Raw genomic sequence first — 25,060 nt, forward strand, 5'->3', positions numbered from 1 at the left:
GCCTGTCAACTCGTTCTATTATACCTTTAAGTAGTTTAATTTTTTTAAAGTCGTATAACATGCTCCATACAATCCAGCATCGTTTCCAAGAATTGAAGCATATACGATGGTATCTTGATTATAAATCGGCATGATTTCTTTTTTAATCTCAGAGTTAATGTCTTGTATAAACTTGTCTCCTTGCTCAACAATTCCTCCACCGATTATAATGGCTTCCGGGTTTAGAAGATGGACAATATTTGATAAACCCACACTAATGTGGCATATAAATTTTTGATAAACGGTTGATGCAACCGAGTCCCCTTCCTCCACTAAAGCTAGTATTTCTTCTCCTGAGATATTCTCTACAGTTATGCCTTCTTTCTTTTTTTCCTCAATAAAGTCGTTTACGAAGGCTGATGTAGCGGCATATCGTTCAAAACAGCCCCTACGACCACACCCGCAAGAACGGCCACCGCTAACGATTACAGTATGACCTAATTCTCCAGCTAAATGACGTGTACCACTCACAATCTTCCCATCTACGATAATCGTACTTCCAATTCCGGTTCCTAATGTTAAAAACACTACATTCTGTTTCCCTTGAATGGCACCCTTCCACATTTCTCCTAAGCAAGCACTCTTTACATCATTCTCGACACTAACCGGTAAATTAAATAAATCGGAAAGTATTTCAGCTAGCTTCATTCCTGAGTAGCCAGGTATATTATTAGAGAATAAAATTTCACCAGTTTCATGATTAACGAGTCCGCATGATGAGATTCCAATCCCTACAATTGAAAAGTCATTTTGGAGACTTTTTATTTTCTCGGCTAAAAGATCAGGAAGCAGCCTTTTTATATTACTTATAGGAGTCGGTACTTTATCTTTGAAAGCTAATTGACCATTACGATTTATTAATCCATATTTGATGAATGTACCCCCAATATCAAAGCAAACTACATATTCCATTCCTTCCCCCCTACTAATTCCTCCACCTTTATTTGATTAAAGAAATCCTGAACTTGTGATAATTCAATCGAACCGGTCTGCTCTGATGCAGCATTTGACATTCCGCAAGCACATGACCACTTGAAAACATCTTCAATTAGATAACCTTTAGAATGTGCAAAAGTAAAGCCAGCAAGCATGCTATCACCCGATCCAACTTGATGAACATTTGTCAAAGTGGGAATGATAGCTTTTAGTATTTTGTTTTTGCTTATTAAAAGGGCACCTTCTTTTCCTAGAGAAAGTAAGACGTAATTAGTACCCTTTCGGCAAATGTCTAAACTGTAATTAATCATATCCTCTAGCGAAACGTCATTTAACCCTATTAACTTGCATAACTCTTCTTTATTTGGCTTTATTAAAAATGGTTTCCCTTTAATGCCATTTGCTAATGACTCTCCACTTGAATCTAATAGAAAGTATTTGCCTTTTTGATTTGTTTTTTCTATTAGTTGCCTATAGAAGTTAGATTCAATTCCAGTTGGTAAACTACCAGAAGCTACTATATATTGATTCGAATCCAAAATAATATCGAAATTTTTCAAAAATTCTTCTCTTTCATTCTCCAATATTTCAGGTCCTTGTTCAAGAATTTCCGTATGCCCTTCTTTTGATTCAATTGCTAGACAAAATCTTGTCTCACCTTTTATGTTTACAAATTGATTTTCTAAACTCAAAATTGAAAGCTGTTCGGCGATCCACTCGCCACTTTTCCCACCCAAAAATCCGGTACAAGTGACTGTAGCCTCTAGCTGACACAAGACGCGTGAAACATTTAGTCCTTTTCCGCCAGCAGTTTTATCTACGGATTGAACACGGTTTACTTCATCCAACTGAAAGGCAGGAAGATTATAACGAATATCAATTGCTGGATTTATTGTTATCGTAGCAATCATTTTCCTATCCTCGATTCATGCTACCGCACATTTTAATCTTATCAGCTACTACTATTTTCATTTCTTGCACAGCATATTTAAAATAATATCTAGGATCATTGGCATCCGGATGTTCATTCAAATATTGACGCAATCCTTTCACAAACGCCATCTTTAATTCAGTAGCGATATTAACTTTGCAAATTCCATTTTTTATCGTTGTTTGTACTAATTCATCAGATAAACCTGATGCCCCGTGAAGAACTAAAGGAATATCGACTTCTCTTTGTATTGCACCTAGACGTTCAATATCTAATTTAGGCTCACCTTTATATAGACCATGTGCAGTACCAATAGCAACGGCTAATGAATCAATGCCTGTTCTAAAAACAAACTCCTTAGCCTGTGCTGGATTCGTATAAATTTGGTCCTTTTCATCTATTTCTAAGTCATCTTCTATCCCGCTAAGACGCCCTAGCTCTGCCTCCACTGCGACTCCAAATGATGAAGCATAATCTACTACCTCACGTACGATTCGAATATTTTCCTCAAAATTATGATGCGATGCATCAATCATAACTGAAGGAACTCCACTTTCTATTAAAACTTTAATATCTCCCACTTTTTCATGATGGTCTAAATGAAAGCAAATTGGAATATCATAGCTTTTTTTTGCAGCCTCCATCATATTAATAAAAAATTCCTGTCCCATATAACTAACCGTACTAGGAGTCGCTGCAATCATAACCGGTGACCTTAGCTCTTGTGCTGTTTCTAAAACGGTTTTCATCGTTTCCAGGTTATGAATATTGAATGCCGGTACAGCATAGCCTTTAGACTGGGCATCTGAGAGAATCGTACTTCTTGAAGTTATCATGAAAAATCTCCTCCATTTTTTAGTTCATTCGCATAGGCATGAATTTTTACACCTTTAACAACTCTGTTTACTACTCCTAATGGAGATGGATTATCTGGTGAAAAACCGAGATTAATAGATTTGTACATAGCAAAAGTTTGCGCATATAAAATAAATGGGAAGGTAAGAAGAATATCTTCATTAATTTTTGGGAGTCCTACATTATAGAAAATGTCACTATAGGATTCGGCTACATGATCCGATGACGATGAAATTGCTATGACTTTTCCACGATTTGTTTCCTTATAGATTTCTTCTAAAATGTCTACATCATATTGCCTTGTATATGGGTTGCTAGATAGAAAGATAATGACGACTGTATCCTTATCCAAAATTGACTTAGGTCCATGTCTAAAACCTAATGAAGTATCAAAGGTAATCGGGATTGACCCTCCAGTTAACTCTAATAATTTTAAAGATGCTTCTCTCGCTAATCCTTCAAATACTCCCGATCCTAAATAGACAACTTTTTGAAAGGATGAATTAGCTAGTTGTTTAATACTTTCTTCACTATCGCTAATAATTGAATGACCTGTGCGAATCAATTCATCAAGCGTATTCTCCCATGTATGAATCTGATCGAGATTGAAAAGTAGAATCGATGAAAGGAGCATAGTCGTAAAGCTGCTCGTCATCGCGAAAGCTTGATCATTCGCTTCCTCCGGCATATAAATAACTAAGTGATTTTTATCATTTTTCTTCTTTTGGGCTAACAGTCCATCTTGATTACAAGTAAAAATAATGCCATAAAAATCGTCAATAACTTGTTCACCTAAGTTAATAGCTGCTAAACTTTCTGGGCTATTTCCCGAACGTGCAAAGGAAATCATAATTGTTGGAAGGCTCTTATCTAAATAAGAATAGGGATTGGAAACAATATTTGTTGTAGCAATACTTTCAACTATTGTTTTTTTGCTGTTAACAATTTGTTTTAAATAAGGAAGAACGGTGTCACCGACAAATGCAGATGTTCCGGCACCGGTTAAAATAATGCGAAATTGATCGTGTTTATTTTCAATACTCTTTAAAAAAGAAAAAATTTTATCTCTATTAAATAAAATGAGTTCTTTTGTTTCATTCCATAATCTAGGTTGCTGGGCAATTTCTTTTGCTGTGTTACTTGCACCAACATTCATTCTTTCATATTCACTTGCTTTTAAAAGCTCCATCCTTTTTCCTCCTACCATACTGTTAATGTCATCATTACCAGTAGAGTTAAAAATAGATACTCAAGTATCTATTTTAACTCTACCGTGTAAGTGAATTTATCTCCTCTAGCAATCGAAATCGTATACTCAATTACTTTGTTTTGATCATAAGTAATTCGCTTTAGCTTTAGGCATGGTGCACCCTCACTCATCTTCAACATATCGGATTCTACTTTATTTGCACTTACTGCCATAAAGCTTTCTAAAGCACTAGAAATGTTCACATTGTACTGAGTTCGAAAGATTTCATACATTGGCGTATGTTGCAATTCTTCACTTGAAAGATTTTTAAAATCCTGTACTGGTAGATAAGAGGTTTCATATAACATTGGTTCCTCGTCTGCAAGCCTTAACCGAACGATCTTAAATACTTCTTCTTCGACCGGTATATTCATGACCTTTGCAACTTTACTACTACAGTTGACTTTTTCAAAAGAAACGACAGCTGTAGTAGGAGTCTTCCCTGCTTTTTTCATTTCCTCTGTAAAACTATAAAATTTTACAAGACTTTGGTTATACGTCCTTTGCGAAACAAATGTCCCCTTGCCATGAAGTTTATAAATATAACCTTGTTTTTCAAGCTCCTGCATTGTCTGTCTTACAGTTGTGCGGCTAACTTGATACGTATCACATAATTCTCGTTCAGATGGTAGCTGGTCATTTTCTGCCAACTCACCTGATTCGATTTTTTCTAATAAAATATCCATTAATTGATAATAAAGAGGAAGTCGTGAATCTTTTTCAACCATGATTAGCTCCTTTAGGTGGTATCTTTGTCATAACCAGTTAAATATACATATATTATACATAATATTGAAAAAGTTACCACATATGTCGCAATAGATTTTTCTACAAAACTTCCTCTTTTGTCATTTTTATATTTTGCATATATTCTTTTAAAGAAATCATTGTTCCAGAAACTCTTGACTCCTCTGCAGCATAAGCGATCATATGGCTTTTAGCTGATACGATGGCAGAAGTTAAGCTTCCATGATCTTTGTCCTTTACGCATTGTATGAAATCAGCCATGATACTTGTATCAGCCCCCATATGACCACCATCGACTGTCGAAGGTCTGATTAATTCTTTTTTACCTGAAAAATAGTTAATTTCGATTTCATTTTTAGTATCATTTCCAATAATTTCGCCTTTTGTTCCCATAATTTTAAAGTTACGGAAGGTTTCATTTGTAAAAGCAGTCATTGTGAATGCAACTGTTACATCATTTTCAAATAATAAATTAACTACTTGATGGTCTACAACATCATTATCACAATGATATACACAACGTCCGTATGGACCGTCTTGGATGGCTTTTAATCTACTTTCAAGACTAGAATTTGCCGAAATAACGTTTGCTGGCCAAACATCTCGATCATGTAAATACCATTTTGCCGCAGAGTACGCGCATTCTTTTTCAACCTTGCAACCATCCAAACAACGGTATGTTGAACCTTCTGGCGCATTTTCCTTTTTAAAGTAAGTTAAGCTTCCGTATGAAGAAACACTCTTACACTCTGTTCCAATTAACCATGCAAGCATATCCATATCATGACAGCTTTTTTGTAAAAGCATCGAGCTAGATTCAGCTGAATTTCTCCAATTACCACGTACAAAACTGTGGGCTTGGTGGAAGTATCCAACATTCTCATTCCATTGGATCGAAACGATGTCTCCAATCACCTTTCGCTCAACTACTTCCTTTAATGCTTGATAAAATGGTGCATATCTCATAACATGGCAAACTGTTAATAATGTATTATGTTTTTTTGCTGCTTCAGCTATTTCCAATGTCTCAATTGGTTTTGGTGACATTGGTTTTTCTAACAAAATACTATATCCTTTTTCAATTGCTTTCATGACTGGCTTGTAATGGTCACGGTCTGGACTACAAATTAAAAGAGCTTCACATAATTGTTCTTTTTCTAACAGCTCAGTCCAATCCTCGAATCTCATGTTCTCAGGAATATTATGTGCTTCAGCAAATTTTTCTCTTTTTTCTTTATTAGGTTCAGCTACAGCAATAAATTGAACTTCGTGTGGATACTGTAGGGCATATGACCCATATGCATAAAATCCTCTACTTCCTGCACCTATTAACGCTGCTTTCATAATTAGTTTCCTCCAACCCTCTTAAAGTTTTTATTTACTTCCTGTAACTGCAATTCCTTCAATAAACTGTTTTTGCAAAATCATAAATAAAATAAGCATAGGTAAAATTGCTAAAAATGATCCTGCCATTAAAACTGGATAATTCGTTAAGTATTGACCTTGTAAAGAAGATAAACCGACTGATAATGTCATTGTATCTGGAGAGCTATTAACAATCATAGGCCACATTAATTCATTCCAGCTCCACAGTGTCGTAAAAATACCTAAAGCAACTAAACCTGGCTTAGCTAAAGGAAGCATAATTCTCCAATAAATTTGAAAATGATTACAACCGTCTAGTCTAGCTGCTTCTTCCAATTCCTTAGGTAAGCCCATAAAGAATTGACGTAGTAAAAATGTACCAAAAGCGCTAAATAAACCTGGAACTATTACTGCTTGTAATGTATTTAACCATCCTAATTTAACCATGATCATATATTGTGGTAATAAAAACACCTGTCCTGGTACCATTAAAACCGATAAAGCGATTAAGAAAAGAAAATTTCTCCCTGGAAATTCAATTCTTGCAAAAGCGTAAGCAGCTAAAGAACATAAAAGTAATTGTCCACCAGTACGAATGACAGTGATAATTAGTGTGTTAAACATGAATTTAAAAAATGGTAGTAAATCAAATACATCTTTATAATTCACCCATTGAAAATTCTTTGGAATGAAAACAGGTGGAACATGAATCGACTCAGCATAAGTTTTTAATGAAGTAAGGATCATCCATATGAAAGGGAAGACCATCGCCAATGAGCCGATAATTAGAATTAAATGGATTAGAATTGTTTTACTAGAAACAAGTTGTCTCGTTTTTTCCAATGGTTACTCCTCCTTCAATCATAATGAACCCATTTCTTTTGTAAAACCATTTGAATCGCTGTAATGAATAAAATAATAATTAATAATAAAACTGCGATTGCGGCCGCATAGCCTTTATCATTTAACACGAATGCATGCTGGTAAAATAAGTACACAATTGATTGAGTACTTTCCAAAGCTGTACTGCTTTTTCCAATCATCATAAAAATTAAATCAAACACTTGGAATGCCCCAATAAAGGACATGATTGTTACGAAGAATATAACTGGGGAAAGTAACGGTAGTGTTATTTTAAAGAAGACCCTGATTGGCCCAGCACCATCAATCTCCGCTGCTTCGTAATATGTTTTTGGAATTCCTTGGAGTCCAGAAAGAAAAATAACCATGTTATAGCCAAGTCCGCTCCAAATTGCTACAACAATTATAGAATATAATGCAATCTTTGGATCACTGACCCAGTGCGGACCTTTAATTCCAAAGATGGATAAGAGATAATTTAAAAGTCCATAGTCGGAATTATATAGCCATCTCCAAACCATAGCGATTGCTGCTGGCATCGTAATAACAGGTAAAAAATACAATGTGCGATAAACAGATTTTCCTTTAATTTTTTGGTTCAAGAGAACGGCTATTAGAATCGATAAGAAAATACCGATTGGTACTGTAAATAGAATATAGATTCCCGTATTCTTAAAGGACTGTAACAGGTTAAAATCATGTAGCATTTGTTTATAATTAGCTAATCCAGTCCACTCATATTGCCCAAATGCTCCCCACTCAGTAAAGCTAAAGTAAACCGTTTGAATGATTGGCCATAAGTAGAAAATTGCTAAACCAATCATCGTAGGAGCGATCATTAAATAAGCCCAAAAATAGTCTGAACGTTTCTTTGTCTTTGTTAAGTTAGGTGCCCTTAACTTACTTTTTGATTTCATTTCAACTTCAACTTGTAGAGGCATTTCCTTCACTGTATTCACTCCTTTTAAGGAAATAAAGAGAAGAAGTAAGTTTCGTATGACTAGAGCTTCTTCTCTTCATTTTTTCTAGTTCTTAGATAGAGCCTCGTCTGCTTTTTTTGTTAACTCTTTCGCAGCATCTTCAACACTCTCTTCATTACTCCAAGCCTTTTTCAAGATATCTGTTTCATACTGCCAGATTTCTCCTGTGTTTTTTACACTTGGTAATGGAACTGAATAGTTCACTCCATCAATAAACGCTTGAAGATTCATTGTCGGTACAGCCTTTAACCAAGCTTCTTGCGTACCATTATAAGCAGGAATTACTGTGCCTGTTTTTGCGTATACTTCTGCTGCTTCTTTAGAGCCTAAGAATTGAACAAATTTCCAAGCAGCATCTTTATGCTTCGTGTTTGCTGCAATCACGTTAGCTAAACCATGTATAGAAACTGCGCGCTGTTTTCCTTTAGGTACAACAGCTACATTTAGATCAGGGTTTTTCTTATATTCTGGTACCATCCATGGACCATCAAACATCATTGCAATCTTTCCAGAAGAGAATAACTCCGATGGTGCTGTTTCTGTCATTTGAGCTTGAGTTGGAGATAAACCATCTTTAATGAAACTAATATTATATTTAAGTGCTTCAATTGCCTCAGGTTGATTAAATCCGACAGACTTGCCGTCATCAGAAATAATATGTCCACCATTTTGCCAAATGAAATCATAGTATCCACCTTGGTTACCCATTAAGGCAGCAAATCCATAAATTCCTTTATCTTTATTCGTAAGCTTCTTGGCAACCTCTTTTAATTTATTCCAGTCCCAAGTATCGTCTGGATATGGAACGCCTGCTTCGTCAAAAATCTTTTTGTTATACCATAATCCCGTTGTATCAAAATCTTTTGGGATCCCATATAGGCTACCATCAACAGTGTAAAGATTGATTAGTGACTTAGGATAATTATCCAAGCTGTAGTTATCTTTTGAAGCTAAGTCGCTAAGTGGAACAATTACTTTACCTTCCGCATATTGAACCACATGCGGCCCATTCATCCATAAAACATCAGGTAATGCTCCGCCAGTTGCTGCTGTTTCTAGCTTTTGAAAGTATTGTGCATATGGTGTAAGTTCAGTTTTTACTTTAATATCAGGATTTTTCTCTTGAAATAATTTTATAATTTCATTAATTGCAGGTACTTGTTTTTTATCCCAAAATCCATAAGTAATTTCAACTTTTCCATCCTTCGCATCTCCAGATGTACTATCACTGCCACATCCAGCTAAACCTAGTAGTCCTAAAGCTAAAGTTAAAAGCATAATAAGCCATTTTTTCATCCCGTTCCCCTTCTCTTTCTTAAAAATTTAGTAGCCTTTTAAACTAAAAATTTCTTTCAAAAGACGTCCCTTGGAATACAAACGTTGTCATGATGTTATTACCAGTTGTTATGTAAAGGCTTACAAATATTTTGTTTGCCCCTCACATAAAATTTCTAACACCCCCTGTTATCCTTCAAAACAACTTATTAGTAATGATGTCATTACCAGTTGTATGTAGTATATCACCTCTTTTTTAAATCCTGAACCCTTTTTTAGAAATTTTCCGAAAATTTAAATCGACATATTTCATCATTTTTCTACTAATAGGCTTCTGAAATAACCAAAAAAAGAACCTCTAATCAAAGTCGATCAGAGGTTCCTAGTTGTTTTAACAATTAGCTATAAACTAATTCTTTTTGGATTAGTCCAAGCGTTTTTGATGTTGAAGCCTGAATTTCTTCAAAAAGCTCTTGGTTGTCTGCTAGTGAAATACCGAATGAAGGAATCATTTCTTTAATTTTAGGTACCCACTCCATCATATGCTGCGGGAAGCATTTTTCTAATACTTCAAGCATTACATGAACAGCAGTTGAAGCACCAGGTGAAGCTCCAAGCAATGCAGCAATTGTTCCATCTTGTGCACTAACAACTTCAGTACCAAATTGGAGCGTGCCTTTTCCAGCCGCTGTGTCTTTAATAACTTGTACACGTTGACCAGCAACTACGATATCCCAATCTTCGCTCTTAGCGTTCGGAATAAACTCACGTAATTCTTCGATGCGCTTTTCATTTGATAGTAATACTTGTTGAATTAAATACTTCGTTAATGCCATTTCTTTAACGCCAGCTGCTAGCATCGTCATCACATTATTCGGTTTAACAGAACTAATTAAATCTAAATTTGAACCAGTCTTTAAGAACTTTGGTGAGAACCCAGCAAACGGTCCAAATAATAATGACTTTTTATTATCAATATATCTTGTATCAAGATGTGGTACAGACATCGGTGGAGCACCAACTTTGGCTTTACCATAGACTTTTGCATGGTGTTGTTCAGCAATTTCTGGGTTGTTACATACTAAGAAAAGTCCACTAACTGGGAATCCTCCGATATGTTTTGACTCAGGAATACCAGTTTTTTGTAGTAAAGGTAGACTTGCTCCTCCACTTCCGATAAAAACGAATTTTGCAGTGTGGTATTCTGTTTTACCAGTGTTAAGATTTTGAACTTTTACACCCCAAGAGTCATCGCTAGTACGTTTAATGTCCTCAACACTATGTTTATAATTGATCTCAACATTATTGCTTTCTAAGTGCTCAAACATCATACGTGTTAAAGCTCCAAAGTTAACGTCTGTTCCAGAGTCTATTTTTGTTGCCGCTATTGCTTCATTAGATGTGCGTCCTTCCATGATTAGCGGGATCCATTCTTTTAGCTTTCCAGCGTCTTCTGAGTATTCCATCCCTTTAAATAAAGGATTTTTAGAAAGCGCTTCAAATCGTTTCTTTAAAAATTCCACATTTTCTTCACCTTGTACTAAACTCATATGAGGGATTGGCATGATGAAGTCTTGTGGATTACGAATCAAATTGCTATTTACAAGATAAGACCAAAACTGTCTTGATAGTTGAAACTGTTCATTTATATTTATTGCCTTACTAATATCTACAGATCCGTCTGCTTTCTCAGATGTATAGTTAAGTTCACATAATGCAGCATGTCCCGTACCCGCATTATTCCATTCATTAGAGCTTTCTTCGCCTGCTTTGTCTAATTTCTCAAATACTTTGATTTCCCATTCCGGTGCTAATTCTTTTAGTAATGATCCCAAAGTCGCGCTCATGACTCCGGCACCAATTAAGATAATGTCTGTTCTAGTTTGTCTGTTGCTCATAATAACCTTCCTTTTCCCCTTTATTTGCAAAAAAGTAGGTTTTCCTGCTTAGGTGTCACAAAAAGCAAGGCACCACCTAGGAACATACCTATTCTGTCTGAATCATATTTTAGTAATAGTATAACACATTTAATTGGAATTTTAATTATAGTATATCACTATTTAATTATATCGCATTAATAGTATATTTCTATTACTATTTGCTAAAAAAAATTTTTTTATCTTTATCTGATAATTATAAACTATTTAAAGAATGTACAAAAGTTAAATATCTATTATTAAGGTCTTATCTTACAAAAATAAATTCTAAAGTCCTACAGTTTATTTCCTCGAGTATATAAATAGTATCGCATATCCATCATATGACTTGCATACGGTTTCAATTATCCCATAAATGTGTTGCTTATTATTTCAGAATCATTTAATGAACCTTAAATTCAGTTTAATTTCGTGCCGATTATGAATTAAACTGTATAAAAAAATAGACTGCCGAGAAGGTCCCGACAGCCTTATTCGACTCAAAAGAGCCTTTTTTGTTCTTCACTTGAAAATTTTTTTCAAATTATACTCTTATTTTTTCTTAAATGTTACGTAGATTGAATGGTCTTTTGTTACATTTTTAATCGTATACGTGTTATTCGTTACTTTTACTTTAACACCGTCTACTTTTAATGAAGAAATTACATAACCTTTCTTCGGTGTAATTTTGAACGTTTTGCTTGATCCATCAGTTATTGAAACTTTTCCGATTGGGCTAATCGTTCCGTGCTCACCTGAAGTGACTTTAATAGTATGGACTTTCTTCTTGAACGTTACACTAATTGTATGATCTTTCGTCACGTTATTGAAAGTGTATGTGTTGTTTGTTAGTTTTGTATTCACTCCGTCAACTTTAAATGTAGCTACCTCATATCCTGTTTTCGGTGTGATTTTGAATGTTTTAGCTGTTCCTTCACCAACTGCAAGTCTACCATTCGGACTAATTGATCCATTACTTCCTGCAGACGCTGTAATTGAGTGTAGGATTTGCTTGAACGTTACACTGATTGTATGATCCTTCGTTACATTCATAAATGTGTACGTATTGTTTGATAATTTTGCGTTTGTACCATCTACAGTAAACGTAGCCACTTGGTAGCCTTTTTTCGGTGTAACTGTGAATGTTTGAGCCGCTCCATAATTCACAGAAACATTTCCGTTAGGACTGATTGTGCCATTGCTTCCTGTTGATGCTTTGATCGTGTGTACAATTTGTTTAAATGTTACGCTAATTGAATGTTCCGTAGTTACTTTCGTAAATGTGTACGTATTGTTGATTAATTTAGCATCTTCGCCATCTACTTTAAATGTTGCAACTTCATAGCCTTCGTTAGGCGTAATATAAAACGCTTGATCTGTTCCATAATTCGCTGTAATTCTGCCATTTGGACTAATTGTTCCATGGCTTCCAGCTGTTGCTGTGATGATATGAACGATTTGCTTGAACGTTACATTAATTGAATGATTCTTCGTTACATTCGTAAATGTGAACTCGTTATTTGTTAATTTTACTTCTTGTCCATCTACTTTAACGCTTCCAATCTCAAAACCGGTATTCGGTGTGATTTTAAACGTTTGATCCTTACCATGTTTTACCGCAACGAAGCCGTTCGGATCGATTGTTCCATTACTGTCTGTTGTTGCCGAAATCAAGTGTGATAAATCATCACTAATGATAATTGTAAATGAAGCGTCAACATAACCATTCGCTGAAATTGTAAACTTATAATCACCTAGATCCTTAAATAAAGATCTGTCAGCAAATGTCAATTCATTAGCAGTAAGAGTGTACTTACTAGAATCAACCACTTTTCCATTTAATGAAACAACTGGTGATGCCGCAAGCCAATCTGAATCTTGACCATGACTAATTGTAATCGGTGTATCTTCTTGAATATAAGCAATTTTTGAAGCAAACGCTGGCGGATTGTTCTTAACTACTTGCGTTACTGTCGTATCTGGGTAGCAGAATGCTGTAAACTTAATTTCTTTATTTCCAGTTGCCGGGAATGCACTACCTGGAAGTGTAATCGTAATATTCTTATCATCTGAAGAAATCGTCGAATCCGCTTTAACTGAAACTCCGCCTACAGAAATATCACCTGTTGCTGTTTTTGTAGCATTTGCCCATCTCATGTTTTCAGCGTTGTTAGGTACAGTCATAATGACTGACTTGCCAACTCCACTTGGTGTCAAATTAGGCGTAGGAGCCGTTCTTTGAACAAATGGTTGTGCAATTGTAATTGGTGCAAAGTAAGGCGATACGAATTTAACGTTCTTATTACCTGCAGCTGTATTCGACTGAGTAGCATATCCGTCAATTGTTACTGTCCCAGTACCATTTTTTACAGTAGATGTTACATAAGGTTTTACTGATGTAACTGATGACATTTGAACAGTAACGTCACCATTATCAATTGATTGATCAGATGTTGGTGCAAGTAAAATTGAACTTCTCCATAAGGGATTATCATCACCAGTAATTGAGTAAGAAATGCTATCACCAAACTGTGGTGTTCCTGCAGGTGCCGAAAGCGTAAGTGCAGGTGCAGTTTGAGGCGTAACAGTTACATTTGAATTATTATCTGCATAACCTGGAGCTGAAATAATTAAACTCCTTGAAACTGCAGATCCACCATTTGTTCTTACTAAATCATACGGAATCGTTAATGTTCCCGCAGTCTCATCGATGACAACACTTGTTTTAATCGACGGTGTTGATGAACTACCAAATTTGATCGTACCACCGGACTTCACTGCAGCGATCCAATCGGATGCAACTGTCCCTGGATTAAATTTCATTACTAAGTCTTTACCTGCATAAATTGTACCTGTAGGACTTGTAAGTGTTACACCTTGTTTATAAAAAGGCTGAGCAACTGACATTGTAGTATAATTTGTAGCTATAACACTTATAGTAATGCTTCCTGGTGCCGTAATTAGTGATTTATCAATCTTTATTGGCGTTCCAGGTGCACCCACTGTAATATGACTAGCTTCAAAGTCTGCTTTATTAATCGTAGTGCTACCAACTTGAATAGCTGAAATTGCGTCTCTCCATGCTTGTGTATCGTTTGTAGCGCCAACTCCAATCGAAATCGGGTTTAAATTACTATCATTAAAGTATCGATTTGGATCAGCTGTTAATGTTGGAGCTGCGAACGCATTAATTCTTTGTGAAAATGAATACGTTCCGTAATTATCTGCTGCGACTTCAATCTTCCAATCAGTGAATCCTCCACTTGGATTCACAATTGATGGTGATGAGAAAACGCCTGCTGGAATTGTAAAGTTAAATGTTGTCGCATTTGCTGGTGTCACCTGATTAAATAGTCCAGCAAGTTCAGTTCCCTTATAAACTTTAGCAACATTACCATTTGGATTAGTCAATGTGATTGAAGTAATGTTAGGTTGCCAACTATCGCGGTAATGAGCTGCTGTTGAACCTGTACCATCTGCACGGCTAAACGTTAATGCTTTTCCAATTGTATTAACATTATTTGGTGCAGTTAATGTAAAGCTATTACCTGTACCATCTTGCATTTTGAATTTCATTACTCGATCCATATAACCCGGAGCCTTAAACACGACTGTGTGAATCCCCGATTTTGCAAATAACGATGGATCAAATTCATATTGTCCCTTGTTTGAGACAACATTTTCAAAAATTGATTTTGTGGAAACACCATTATAAGTATTCGTTGCTGTTTTACGGTCAACGCCATCAATTAAGACTTTTCCTCCGTCACCGTCTAATGCTGCTCTCCAAGCTGTATCATCTATTTGTGTAATTGTAGTAGCCCCAGTTGTAAGTTCTGGAGTTTTATAACTAACGGAGAACAATTGGAACGGATTTACTTTACCGTAATATACAAAAGCAGTACTATCGCTTGTTTTGATATATGGTACTGGTTTTACAACCATGTTAAAAGCTGTTAAATCAGAACCACTTGGTATCTTACTAAATCCTGTTAAAGTAATATCTTTACTAGTAGTTGTTGCTATTTTTCCTGCTAAATCTGTTGCATTTGGAGCAGTTGTATTGTATTTGCCAAAGTTTTTGACGATATATTCAAAATCCGAATAATCAATTGAACCATCAAAATTAAAGTCCGCTGACCTTGTATAAGTCGATGGTGTCGCAATATAAGCATTGTAAGCGGTGCTTTCTGCTTCAATGTCCTTCATATCAATCACATCATCGCCATTTACGTCACCAGCTAGCATAATCGCATTAGGGACCGAATAATTTCCTCCTGCTGCATAACCATACTGACCTGCTGCGTTTACACCTAATGTGCCATAATAAGTTAAATGACCTGGCATTTTCATTGTAAAGTTGTACGGTTTTGTCCCAGCCTGTATTGGTAAGTCAGTTCCGAATAAGCCAACCTGGTTAATACCTGGATTTGTACTCGAAGGACTAATTGTTGTATCTTGAACATTCTGTAATTTAGAAGTAACTCCACCACTATTAGGATCCTCAAATTTAATCTCTACACCAGATCCATCTGTCGTTATAGGCGTTGATCTACCATATACGCCCCCTGTAGCATAATTTTGGAAGCCTTCTGGTCTAATACTTCCGCTAATATATGCCCCACCTTTAACGAATAGGTGTTTATCTAGGAAAGTTGGTACTCGGTCTGATCCAAGTTTACCACCACTGTATGTCGTGATTTCCGGAATTACAGCAGATCCTTGCAGCCACATTGTATCCAATCCAGCGTCATTTGTTACTTTGTATTTAATTGTAAAGATAGGCATTTCTTGAGCAACACCATTACTCATCGTATCTGAAGCGTTTAATACTCCATGAGCTTGAACATTTTCTGGTAAATTGAAACTGAAAATATAGTCATCATTAATATCAGTATCTTTATGAATCCAATTTTTATCAGTTGTAATTCCTTTTGATGTTAAGAATGCTTTGTATTCATCACTAAAGTCAATATCCTGAACGGCTGCAAATGGAAGCTCATCTACATAGAACTTTGCTCCAACAAGGTTTTTAGGATATTTAACAGATAATGTTGATTTAAAATTATCACCTTTAGCGACCAATGTCTTATCAGTAAGGAACGCTGGGTCAACCCCATTTAATGTTGTTGATCCTGGTGTATCAAGACGTGCAAATCGATTGACTACATACTCGTTACCTTTTTTAACAAAGTAATAATATTTACCTTGAGTTTCAAGATTACCTGCAAAAGAGTAATCTTCAGGGTAAATTCTGAACTGTACACCATAGTTTTCTTTATAAGGGTCATCAGAAGTATTCACAAGGTCTTCTTTAGATACACCAAATTTAAATGTTCCATCGTCATTCATGCTAGTAAAATAGTTGACGTATGGTGCAGAGTTTGAGTCTCCTAGCATTCCATCAATTTTCCCTAAAGCTTGGCTTACTTTTGTATCTGTATCATAATTCGGTGGTGCAGGAACCTGTGTATCATGTCCAACGTTTTTCATATAATCAACGTTTGAATCGTAAGCTTTTCCTGAGAACCATTTTAAAGCACCGTCAGTCGAAGGACCATCAGCATCTATTTCATAAATTCCTGGTTCACTCCCTTTATCCATATCTAATGTAGGAGCGTGGTTATCTACATAAACTGTGCTATTTTTCTCATATAGCTGTCCACTTGTAGCGTCCATTGCACGAGCTTGAATGATGTATCCACCTTCTTCTACTACTCTTTGAGTTGATAATATTTGAGTAAGCTTAGTAGTAAGGTTCGGATCATCTTTAGAAATAGGAGCACTATAAGGGTAGTAAGCTCCATTAAGTAAGAATGGTGCAAAAACTGTATTTCCTAGAGTTAAAAGATTTGGATTTAAAGTACCAATAAACCCTACATATTTAGTTCCAGTTATATCCATTACGTAAAGTTTAAGGCCAAAAGAAGGGTCAATTGGACTTTTTACTTTTATTTCTCCCCAAGATTGTGGAGTAATAGCAAACGTATTCGGATTAAATTCTTTGTCCCCGTTAAGTGTAAATGCCTTTCTTTCAACTCTGAAATCTACACCTCTACTTTGAATGTTAATAGCAAGAGGTAAACGATAAGTTTCAGAAGGGCTTGCTGAATTTCCAAAGTTAATATACGCCTCATAGTATCCACTTGCTGCTGAAGCAGGGGCTGTGAATTTTACTGTAAGATGAACCGTTCCACCTGCAGGAACAGTGATTGAATTTATTTCTGTATCAGGTGATGTTGCGTTACTTACGCTAATTTTCGCGCCTTCTTTTGCACCATCTTGTCCTTCACTGACATACGTATCTTTAAAGAAAGCACTAGACGAATTAAAAGTCTTCGCAGCAGAACCATTATTAGTTATATACAAGTCACCTGTTTTCGTAACAGATCCGTCTACTGAACGCGACGTGTAGCCAAACGAAAATGAACCCGTTGTATTTGAAATACTAACGATATTAGAACTAGATGATGTATCAGTTGATGTACGGGACTGAACATAATCTTTAACTTTAAATTGCATATCCGTGTGCACAGCTTGATATGGATCTGATTTACCAGAACCGATTTGGAATACACTTTGTTGTGTACTGATAGGATCTGCAGTTGCCATCAGAGCTGTTTTAACATCCTCAGGCTTATAGTTCGGATGAGCTGACAAAATTAATGCCGCCATACCAGCAACGTGAGGAGTTGCCATTGATGTACCTGATAAAGTTTGGTAATTATTTGTATAATCCTTACTATTTGGTTCCCAAATATCATAAGGAGCTGTTGAGAAAACATCTACTCCAGGCGCAACAATGTCAGGTTTAATCGCTACTGAACCTGTTACAGGACCTGTCGAGCTAAAGCCCGCAAGTGTATTACCACCCATTGCGAAGTTTCCAGCGTTTGAAACAGAGATTGTTTTAATCGTACCGCTCTTAAATGCATTATAGAATTTCGTACCTTCAGTTGAGTTTAATTGTAATGTGTAAACTACACCACCAACGGTACCAAAATAAAATGGATAATAACCTTGGTCATCGACAAGAAGATCTGGATTATCATTTGGTGTATACACAATCATAGCTTTAACATGCTCTGCAGCTGCATACGACATAAGTTCGTTCATGGCTGCGCCACCACGTTTAACTAATACAACTTTATCTGCAACACTGATGTTTTTATTTCTTAAATCATTGTACCAAGCAGGAGTACCATACCCAGCATCTACTAGGTCATATTTCGTTGTACCACTAAGCTTCGTATTCGTTTCCGTGAAATCTCTTCCGATTATACGTGAATTCACGATTGAATATGAATCTTGTCCTGATGCTCCATAAGAATGAATGTCAAAGGTAGGAACTTGTTTTGGATAAGTAATTGCGCCTACTGTAACTGCCTTTGCTGAAGCAGCTGGAGTTCCTAGTGTTCCTACAGACGGACCACTATTACCAGCAGCAATAACAGCTGTTACACCTAGGTCGGTAACATTGTTTATCGCAACTGCATTTGAAGTCAATGAATCGTTATAATCTGAACCAAGTGATAAGTTAATTACTTTACACCCATCTTTATACGATTGTTCGATTCCAGCGATAACAGCTTCATCGCTTCCTCCGTGAGGACCTAAAACTCGGTAAGCATATAATTGTACTTCTGGTGCAACTCCTCTAACTGCGTATGGAGAGCTACTTCTTGATTGACCCGCAATCGTACCCGCAACATGAGTACCGTGAGAAGTAATATAGTTATGGTAATCTGTTGGAAAACCTGGGTCTTGTTGATTAGGTGGAAGTGCATCATTTGCTTGCTTCGCTTTTAACCAGTCAGAATAAACTGTTTCCATTGGGTCATTGTCATTATCTACAAAGTCGTAACCACCTTGGTACACGCCAGCAAGATCAGGGTGGTTATAGTCAATACCAGTGTCAATAACGCCGACTTTAACACCTTTACCTGTAATATTTTCATTTTGTAAATCATGAATTTTTAACCAATCAAGAACTGGTGTTTCACCTGATTGTGGGCCCTCTGGACCTGGAGGTGGAACTGTACCTGACTGTTGTTCAACTGAATTTCCTGATACAGATTTATTTTCAGAAGCAGAATTGCCAGTTGATTTTGCATTTGTACGATCTGGACTTATTGATGGTAATAAATTTGAATTTGTTTTTTTATCTGCAGTCTTTCCGTCACCAGTCACACTTGCTGAAGCCTCAACTGGCTCGGAAGCAGGGATTGGTGCATATTTAATATTTTGATAAACACTCTTTACATATGGGAGTGCCAATAAATCATTAAGTGAGCTTACTGGAATTTTTACGGCTACACCGTTAAATACTTGTGAAAACTCTTTACCCAACTTAAAGGTACTAGTATCACCTGTAGCTTTTATTTTTTTAGACTCATTGTTTACGAAACTTTTAAAACTACTATGAGTCAAGTCAACGGCTGCTTGAGCACTTTCTAATGTTACATCTGCGCTTTGTTGATTAATCGATTTTCCAGAAGACGCACTTTTTTGTTGATTCACCATTTGAACCGGAGCTGGATCTACATTAAATTGGACAATCAAATCTAATTGTTTAGATGAAGTTAATAGTTTTGGATCAAACTGAAGTTTTTCTAAATATAAATTTTGCAGATCTTGACCTTGAGTTAATTCAGCCTTGCTACCCGTGCCTTCTAACGCAGTCTGAATTGTTTTTTCAGCCGATCCACCTGTCATGGCAAACGTCGGTACTGTGTAGCCTAGCAACGTAGAAGTTGCAAGAAACGTTGACATGATCATCTTTTTCATTTTATGATGGTTCATTCCTTTATCATTTCCTTCCTTTTTTTATAATTTATAGAGTTAAACTCTACTCCCCCTAACCACTTCTCCCCCTTTAATAACTGAATCTTAATATTTTTAAAAATATTACGACAAATTATCTGCCATTCTTCATTATAATTGGGCGATTTATAGACAGTAAATTGGGGTAATTTGGTGTAAAACAAAAAGATAAATTTGTCATATTTTGTTAAAAAATTTGAGTAGTACCCATTTTTTCATTGTTTTAATTGCTTATATACATGTAATGGGGTTGGGGGAATTCGTCAGATGTTATTCTACAAATTTTTTAGACTTACATTATTTGGATTAAATTAGTAATTATTAATTTCCTTTTGCCCTTTCTTTCGTATTTCACGTCATGATCTACTCTCAAAAAAAGAAAAGACCTCTCAATTTTTATGAGAGGTCTTTTCGCATGTTTAATATATCTACTACAATCTATTTTTTAACTTCTTTCACAAACTTCCATGTTCGCCCTTTATCCTCTGATTGATAAAGTTCACTACTGTTACCGTTATAATCTCCATCTGCACCTTGACCAACTAGCATATTTAAAACTCCATTCGTCTTAAAAGGCATACTTGGCGTATCAAAAGGTTTTATAGGATGCCCATTATCTAACTTTACTTCTTGAAGTGTATAATTTACTTTTTTGAAAGAATTACCCCCATCGTCCGTTCGATACAAAGCACCTTCATTACCAGAAAGGTTAACTGCTCCTAAAAATCCGAGCTTGTCATCGAAAAAAACTATGCCAGAAGCTCCTCCAACTGTTCCACTGTATGGGTCATTATTAATAACAGTCCATGTATTTCCGCCATTTGTAGTTTTGCTTAATGAATAAAACGTGCTTCCTAATGCTTTATCTGCAACATTTAAACGATATCCGATTTCTTTAGTTTGGAAAAATTGTTCGTTTGTATTTGTTCGTTCATCATTTTTCTCACTAGGAGAAGCCTGGTTTGGAGTAATAGTTGGCTTACTCCAATCTGGATTACCGATTAGATTATATCTAGCAGGTAAAATCACTTTATCCATTCCAGGTACAAATAGAGATACCGTATATCCTATTATTTCGGAACTTGTATTTTCCAAACTATACTCTTTTCCATCTTTATCAATATTGATGATTCCGTTTGAATTGTATCCCCAATTTCTTTTACCGTAATAAACTAACCCGTACTGACTTTCGTTCCATTTACTAACTGCTTGTTTAATTGGAATCACTTTAACGGTTTCAATTAATGGCTCTAACAGTTTGTCATCATTATAATTAGTACCTGCATACCCGTTTAAATGTATCGTAATCCTGTCTGATTTGTTTTTGTCATAAGATATTAGGTAGCTTTCTTCCTTTCCGTTATCACTTTTCCCATGAACAAATGTATCAAAGGATGTGATCGTCCCATCTGAATTAAACTTAAGGGAAAAATTATTTACCATATATAGCTTTTCAGGTAAATTTTGTTTTTTCTTTATGTCTTCAAAAATTCCTTTTACGCCATACTTATATAAATTGTTTTGATCAAATTTAACTGACCTTTCGTTTTTCAACCGTTCGATATACCATGCTAGTTTACCGTTATAATTTGTTCCACTTTTATAGATGTTTACTCCATATAACAATGTGATTGAGATAAACAAGATGATCGACAAGTACGTCCATCCCTTTACATTAGTCAGTTTATTAGGTTGATATTCACTATTTTTTATCACTTTAATAGTAGTAAATAAAATAGTCGATAGTAAAATGATTATGGCGAGAACGAAAACAGGTAGATTTTTATTGAGACTGCCGAACTTGCATATTAAAGCCAGTTTTTTTCCAAACATCCAGTATCCAATTAAGAAAACTGGATTTGTTAGTAATGACCTAAGTATTTTTTTTACGTTTCTCCTCAATATGTACTTCCCCCTATATCTGAATTTAGTCATTCTATTCGTCCATTTTAAGTATACTTTGTTTTCCGAGTCGTTTGCATGATTCGCGATTATTGTGTTGTCACATTGAATAACAAAAAAACACCCCATATTAACCTATGGAGTGCTAAATCTTACTTTAAATTATTATGTTTAGGGATTTTAATCATCGCCTTAAATAAATCGCCGTCAACTTGAATTGAGAACTGTCCATTTTGAATTTCAATTAGACTTTTAGCTATTGAAAGTCCTAGTCCACTTCCTTGACTATTTCTTGATTCATCGCCTCTTTTAAAACGTTCCATTAGTTCATCTGCAGATATATTTAATTCATATGCCGATATATTTTTGAAGGTAAGAAGAATCTCATTACCTAAATCTTCAAGATCAATATATACGCGTGATCCTCTTAATGCATATTTAAAGATATTAGATAATAAATTTTCCACGGATCTCCATAATAGTTTCCCATCTGCTGCGGCATATAGTTTATCTTGAGGATGATTTATTTTAATTGATAAATCTAATGCCTCAATTTTTGCATTAACTTCGCCTAATCCTTGGGTTATAAGTGATAAGACATCTATCCGCTCAAGGTTAACCGGAATTGTACCGCTAGAAGCCTTCGCTGCCTCAAATAAATCATTCGTTAACAACTTCAATCTTTGCGATTTTTGATCTAAAACTTCAACATATTCTTCAATTTTTGCCAGGTCCTTTTCCTTTTTCAATAAATCTACATACGTAATAATGGAAGTCAAAGGCGTCCTAATATCATGTGAAACATTTGTAATTAGTTCCGTCTTCATCCTCTCACTCTTTAATTCTCGATCAACCGCTGTTTTCAAACCATCTGTAATGCTATTAATATTACTAGAAAGATTTGCAAACTCGCCTTTTCCATCTATCTTTATGCGATGGAGAAAATCGCCTGCCTTTATTTGCTCAACGCCTTCTTTTATCGCATTAAATTTTTTTACTTTTTTATTTGCAAACCATGCTGCAACTCCTATTGTAATCGGGAACATAAAAAAAGTTGCGGCAATTAAAATTGGATAACCAATTACAAGTAATACAGTTTTAACACCAATACTCCCATTGCTATATACATCCCTGATAAATAGGAAAAGTTTGTTTAATAAGAAATAAATTAACGTGTGTTTAATGATTGTTCTGTTTTTACAATGCTTTATAATCGATAAAATCAAAAGAAGCGCTATGATTGAGAATGGAATCGTTAAATAGAAAACCAATTTATTAATAACCGTTATTGTTAAAGGCTCTATTAATGCAAACCAGGATATAATTAAGGATGCAAGAAGCACGATATTAATATCATTAAACATTCGATCGATTACATTTAAATGTAACTCGCGATCTTTAAATGACTTTCTACCAATAATGAGTGCTAAATAAACGAATGCTACTAGAAATCCTATAGAAGAGCTTAAGAAAAAATAAAAGGATTTCGTCGCAATTGCTTTATTTTCTTTCCACTCTTTTATTTTTTGATCTAGAGCACTTTGTGTGAATCCTATCGATACTACTGTATTTTTGGGATTTAACTGACTGAAATCCTCACTGATCCAATTAAAACGTTTATTCTGTTCAATTGTAGTCGGATAAATTTCTCTTTTATAATTCTTGTAAATTATATAGGAAGGATTTGTTTTGAATTGTCCTTTTAACGTATTATTTGTGAATTCGTTAATACCATCACTACCGTAATATAGTAAGTCTTCTTTCTCAGCTAGTGCTTGCAATAAATTATGATAATTTTGTAAACCATCTGTTATCATCTGGCTCTTTACTCGATTAATTTCTTTTGCATCGGCTTTTTGAAAATTTTTAAAGTTTTCCTCTTCACTTAAATTTGGGTTATATATGTTCGATCGCGCCGTAAAATCTGAATATAAAGATTCTTCGATCGACCTTAGATCCTCATTACTGATTGCTCCACCCTTTAAAATATTCTCTTCACTTTTATACTTATTAACTAATTGAGTCAGGCTACTATAAATTGGCTCAACTTCTTGTATATAAGATTTACTAAGAAAGTAATTTTCTTCAAAAACGATTCCAAAATCCTCATCAGTTAAAGCCGCTACATTCGCGATAGACTTAAGTATGCCTGAAAAAAATAGAATAACAATTGCAAAAACGATTATTTTTGTTGTTAGTGAGTGACTATATTTTTTCGACCTTATATCCAACTCCCCACACCACCTTTAAATATTTTGGTTCTTTAGGATTTATTTCAATCTTTTCTCTAATTTTTCGAATATGGACCGATACTGTATTTTCTGGATTAAAGGCTGTTTCGTTCCATACTCGCTCATATATTTCTTCAATAGAAAATACTCTACCAGCATTTTTAGTCAGGAGCTTAACAATCTTATATTGAACTGGAGTAAGATGAACAACCTCACCATCAACTGTAATGATTTTACTTTCATCATCAATTACAAGACCACCGCTTTGATGGATATTACTTTTTGCCTCAAAACTTCCTAGGCTCGTGTATCTTCGTAGTTGCGATTTAACCCTTGCAATTAGCTCTAAAGGATTGAACGGTTTTGTTATATAATCATCCGCACCTAAATTTAAGCCTAAAATCTTATCCGAATCCTCAGATTTTGCCGAGAGCATAATGACAGGTACTTTAAAATTCTCCCTAATCTTCATCGTTGCTCTAATTCCATCAAGCTTAGGCATCATAATATCCATTATAATGAGTTGAATTTCTTGGTTTTCGATAACTTCTAGCGCTTCTTCTCCATTGTAAGCCTTGAACATTCGATAACCTTCGTTTTCTAAATAAATGCAAATAGCTTCTACAATTGACTGATCATCGTCGCAAACTAATATGTTCATATAAGTTCTCTCCTATCTATATTTTAAAGTTTGTATCACCTCTTTATTTTAGATGTTAAGAAGATGATATCAGCTAAATCTTAATAACTTCTCGATGCAAATCTTAAGATTTTCTTATGATTATTAAAAAAAATAGATTTATCCATTTAAAAATCTCTTTAGACTACTAAGAGGTTCCACACACTACTGATTGTTGCCATACTCCCTACTTTTGCTCATAGCCTACTAGGTTAAAATCACTGCTTTATTATTAAAGAAGTTGTTACTCCTTCTTGATGAATCTCATTCT

General features: G+C 35.2%; 14 protein-coding genes. All 14 read right to left on the reverse strand.

What is annotated here, in order from left to right:
* Positions 1–18: 18 nt before the first annotated feature.
* The 14 genes from CN692_RS10270 to CN692_RS10335 all read right to left on the reverse strand — a co-directional run bounded on the left by CN692_RS10270 (position 19) and on the right by CN692_RS10335 (position 24,771).
* Positions 19–951 carry an ROK family protein gene (locus CN692_RS10270; protein WP_098119052.1) on the reverse strand — a complete coding sequence of 311 codons (933 nt, stop codon included), beginning with the start codon at positions 949–951 and terminating at the stop codon, positions 19–21.
* Entirely contained in the window at positions 939–1,886 is a 948-nt protein-coding gene (gene pfkB / locus CN692_RS10275; protein ID WP_098119053.1) for a 1-phosphofructokinase, read from the reverse strand. The genes CN692_RS10270 and pfkB overlap by 13 nt, the downstream gene beginning before the upstream one ends.
* Before the next feature lie 4 nt (positions 1,887–1,890).
* Positions 1,891–2,742 (reverse strand): tagatose-bisphosphate aldolase subunit GatY, encoded by an 852-nt coding sequence (gene gatY / locus CN692_RS10280; RefSeq protein ID WP_098119054.1) that lies wholly within the window; start codon positions 2,740–2,742, stop codon positions 1,891–1,893.
* Complete coding sequence (locus CN692_RS10285; RefSeq protein ID WP_098119055.1) at positions 2,739–3,950, reverse strand: SIS domain-containing protein; 1,212 nt, start codon at positions 3,948–3,950, stop codon at positions 2,739–2,741. Before CN692_RS10285 ends, gatY begins: the two co-directional genes overlap by 4 nt.
* 68 nt (positions 3,951–4,018) lie before the next feature.
* Positions 4,019–4,738 (reverse strand): GntR family transcriptional regulator, encoded by a 720-nt coding sequence (locus CN692_RS10290; RefSeq protein WP_098119056.1) that lies wholly within the window; start codon positions 4,736–4,738, stop codon positions 4,019–4,021.
* Between the two features lie 100 nt (positions 4,739–4,838).
* Positions 4,839–6,104: a Gfo/Idh/MocA family protein gene (locus CN692_RS10295; RefSeq protein WP_098119057.1), complete on the reverse strand. Its 1,266-nt coding sequence runs from the start codon at positions 6,102–6,104 to the stop codon at positions 4,839–4,841.
* A gap of 27 nt (positions 6,105–6,131) precedes the next feature.
* Entirely contained in the window at positions 6,132–6,890 is a 759-nt protein-coding gene (locus tag CN692_RS10300) for a carbohydrate ABC transporter permease (protein WP_179865581.1), read from the reverse strand.
* An 89-nt stretch (positions 6,891–6,979) separates the two neighbouring features.
* Positions 6,980–7,900: a carbohydrate ABC transporter permease gene (locus CN692_RS10305; RefSeq protein ID WP_179874411.1), complete on the reverse strand. Its 921-nt coding sequence runs from the start codon at positions 7,898–7,900 to the stop codon at positions 6,980–6,982.
* A gap of 108 nt (positions 7,901–8,008) precedes the next feature.
* Positions 8,009–9,259 (reverse strand): ABC transporter substrate-binding protein, encoded by a 1,251-nt coding sequence (locus tag CN692_RS10310; protein WP_098119060.1) that lies wholly within the window; start codon positions 9,257–9,259, stop codon positions 8,009–8,011.
* A gap of 377 nt (positions 9,260–9,636) precedes the next feature.
* On the reverse strand, positions 9,637–11,136 hold the full coding sequence (locus CN692_RS10315; protein WP_098119061.1) for a malate:quinone oxidoreductase: 1,500 nt from the start codon (positions 11,134–11,136) through the stop codon (positions 9,637–9,639).
* Between the two features lie 570 nt (positions 11,137–11,706).
* A complete protein-coding gene (locus tag CN692_RS10320; RefSeq protein ID WP_098119062.1) occupies positions 11,707–19,956 on the reverse strand; it encodes a S8 family serine peptidase in 8,250 nt (2,749 codons plus the stop codon).
* A 459-nt stretch (positions 19,957–20,415) separates the two neighbouring features.
* Positions 20,416–21,912: a WD40/YVTN/BNR-like repeat-containing protein gene (locus CN692_RS10325; RefSeq protein ID WP_098119063.1), complete on the reverse strand. Its 1,497-nt coding sequence runs from the start codon at positions 21,910–21,912 to the stop codon at positions 20,416–20,418.
* Positions 21,913–22,031: 119 nt separating this feature from the next.
* Positions 22,032–24,110, reverse strand: coding sequence for a HAMP domain-containing sensor histidine kinase (locus CN692_RS10330; RefSeq protein WP_098119064.1), 2,079 nt, complete (start codon positions 24,108–24,110; stop codon positions 22,032–22,034).
* On the reverse strand, positions 24,085–24,771 hold the full coding sequence (locus CN692_RS10335) for a response regulator transcription factor (RefSeq protein ID WP_098119065.1): 687 nt from the start codon (positions 24,769–24,771) through the stop codon (positions 24,085–24,087). The genes CN692_RS10330 and CN692_RS10335 overlap by 26 nt, the downstream gene beginning before the upstream one ends.
* Positions 24,772–25,060 lie beyond the last annotated feature (289 nt).

The organism is Bacillus sp. AFS002410 (assembly GCF_002556365.1).
In the GTDB taxonomy this organism is placed as follows: domain Bacteria; phylum Bacillota; class Bacilli; order Bacillales; family Bacillaceae_G; genus Gottfriedia.

Excerpts from the sequence above, each read along its gene's own strand:
- CN692_RS10270 (WP_098119052.1), bottom strand. The coding sequence starts at position 951 with ATGGAATATGTAGTTTGCTTTGATATTGGGGGTACATTCATCAAATAT.
- pfkB (WP_098119053.1), bottom strand. The coding sequence starts at position 1,886 with ATGATTGCTACGATAACAATAAATCCAGCAATTGATATTCGTTATAAT.
- gatY (WP_098119054.1), bottom strand. The coding sequence starts at position 2,742 with ATGATAACTTCAAGAAGTACGATTCTCTCAGATGCCCAGTCTAAAGGC.
- CN692_RS10285 (WP_098119055.1), bottom strand. The coding sequence starts at position 3,950 with ATGGAGCTTTTAAAAGCAAGTGAATATGAAAGAATGAATGTTGGTGCA.
- CN692_RS10290 (WP_098119056.1), bottom strand. The coding sequence starts at position 4,738 with ATGGTTGAAAAAGATTCACGACTTCCTCTTTATTATCAATTAATGGAT.
- CN692_RS10300 (WP_179865581.1), bottom strand. The coding sequence starts at position 6,890 with ATGGTCTTCCCTTTCATATGGATGATCCTTACTTCATTAAAAACTTAT.
- CN692_RS10305 (WP_179874411.1), bottom strand. The coding sequence starts at position 7,900 with ATGAAATCAAAAAGTAAGTTAAGGGCACCTAACTTAACAAAGACAAAG.
- CN692_RS10310 (WP_098119060.1), bottom strand. The coding sequence starts at position 9,259 with ATGAAAAAATGGCTTATTATGCTTTTAACTTTAGCTTTAGGACTACTA.
- CN692_RS10315 (WP_098119061.1), bottom strand. The coding sequence starts at position 11,136 with ATGAGCAACAGACAAACTAGAACAGACATTATCTTAATTGGTGCCGGA.
- CN692_RS10320 (WP_098119062.1), bottom strand. The coding sequence starts at position 19,956 with ATGAACCATCATAAAATGAAAAAGATGATCATGTCAACGTTTCTTGCA.
- CN692_RS10325 (WP_098119063.1), bottom strand. The coding sequence starts at position 21,912 with ATGACTAAATTCAGATATAGGGGGAAGTACATATTGAGGAGAAACGTA.
- CN692_RS10335 (WP_098119065.1), bottom strand. The coding sequence starts at position 24,771 with ATGAACATATTAGTTTGCGACGATGATCAGTCAATTGTAGAAGCTATT.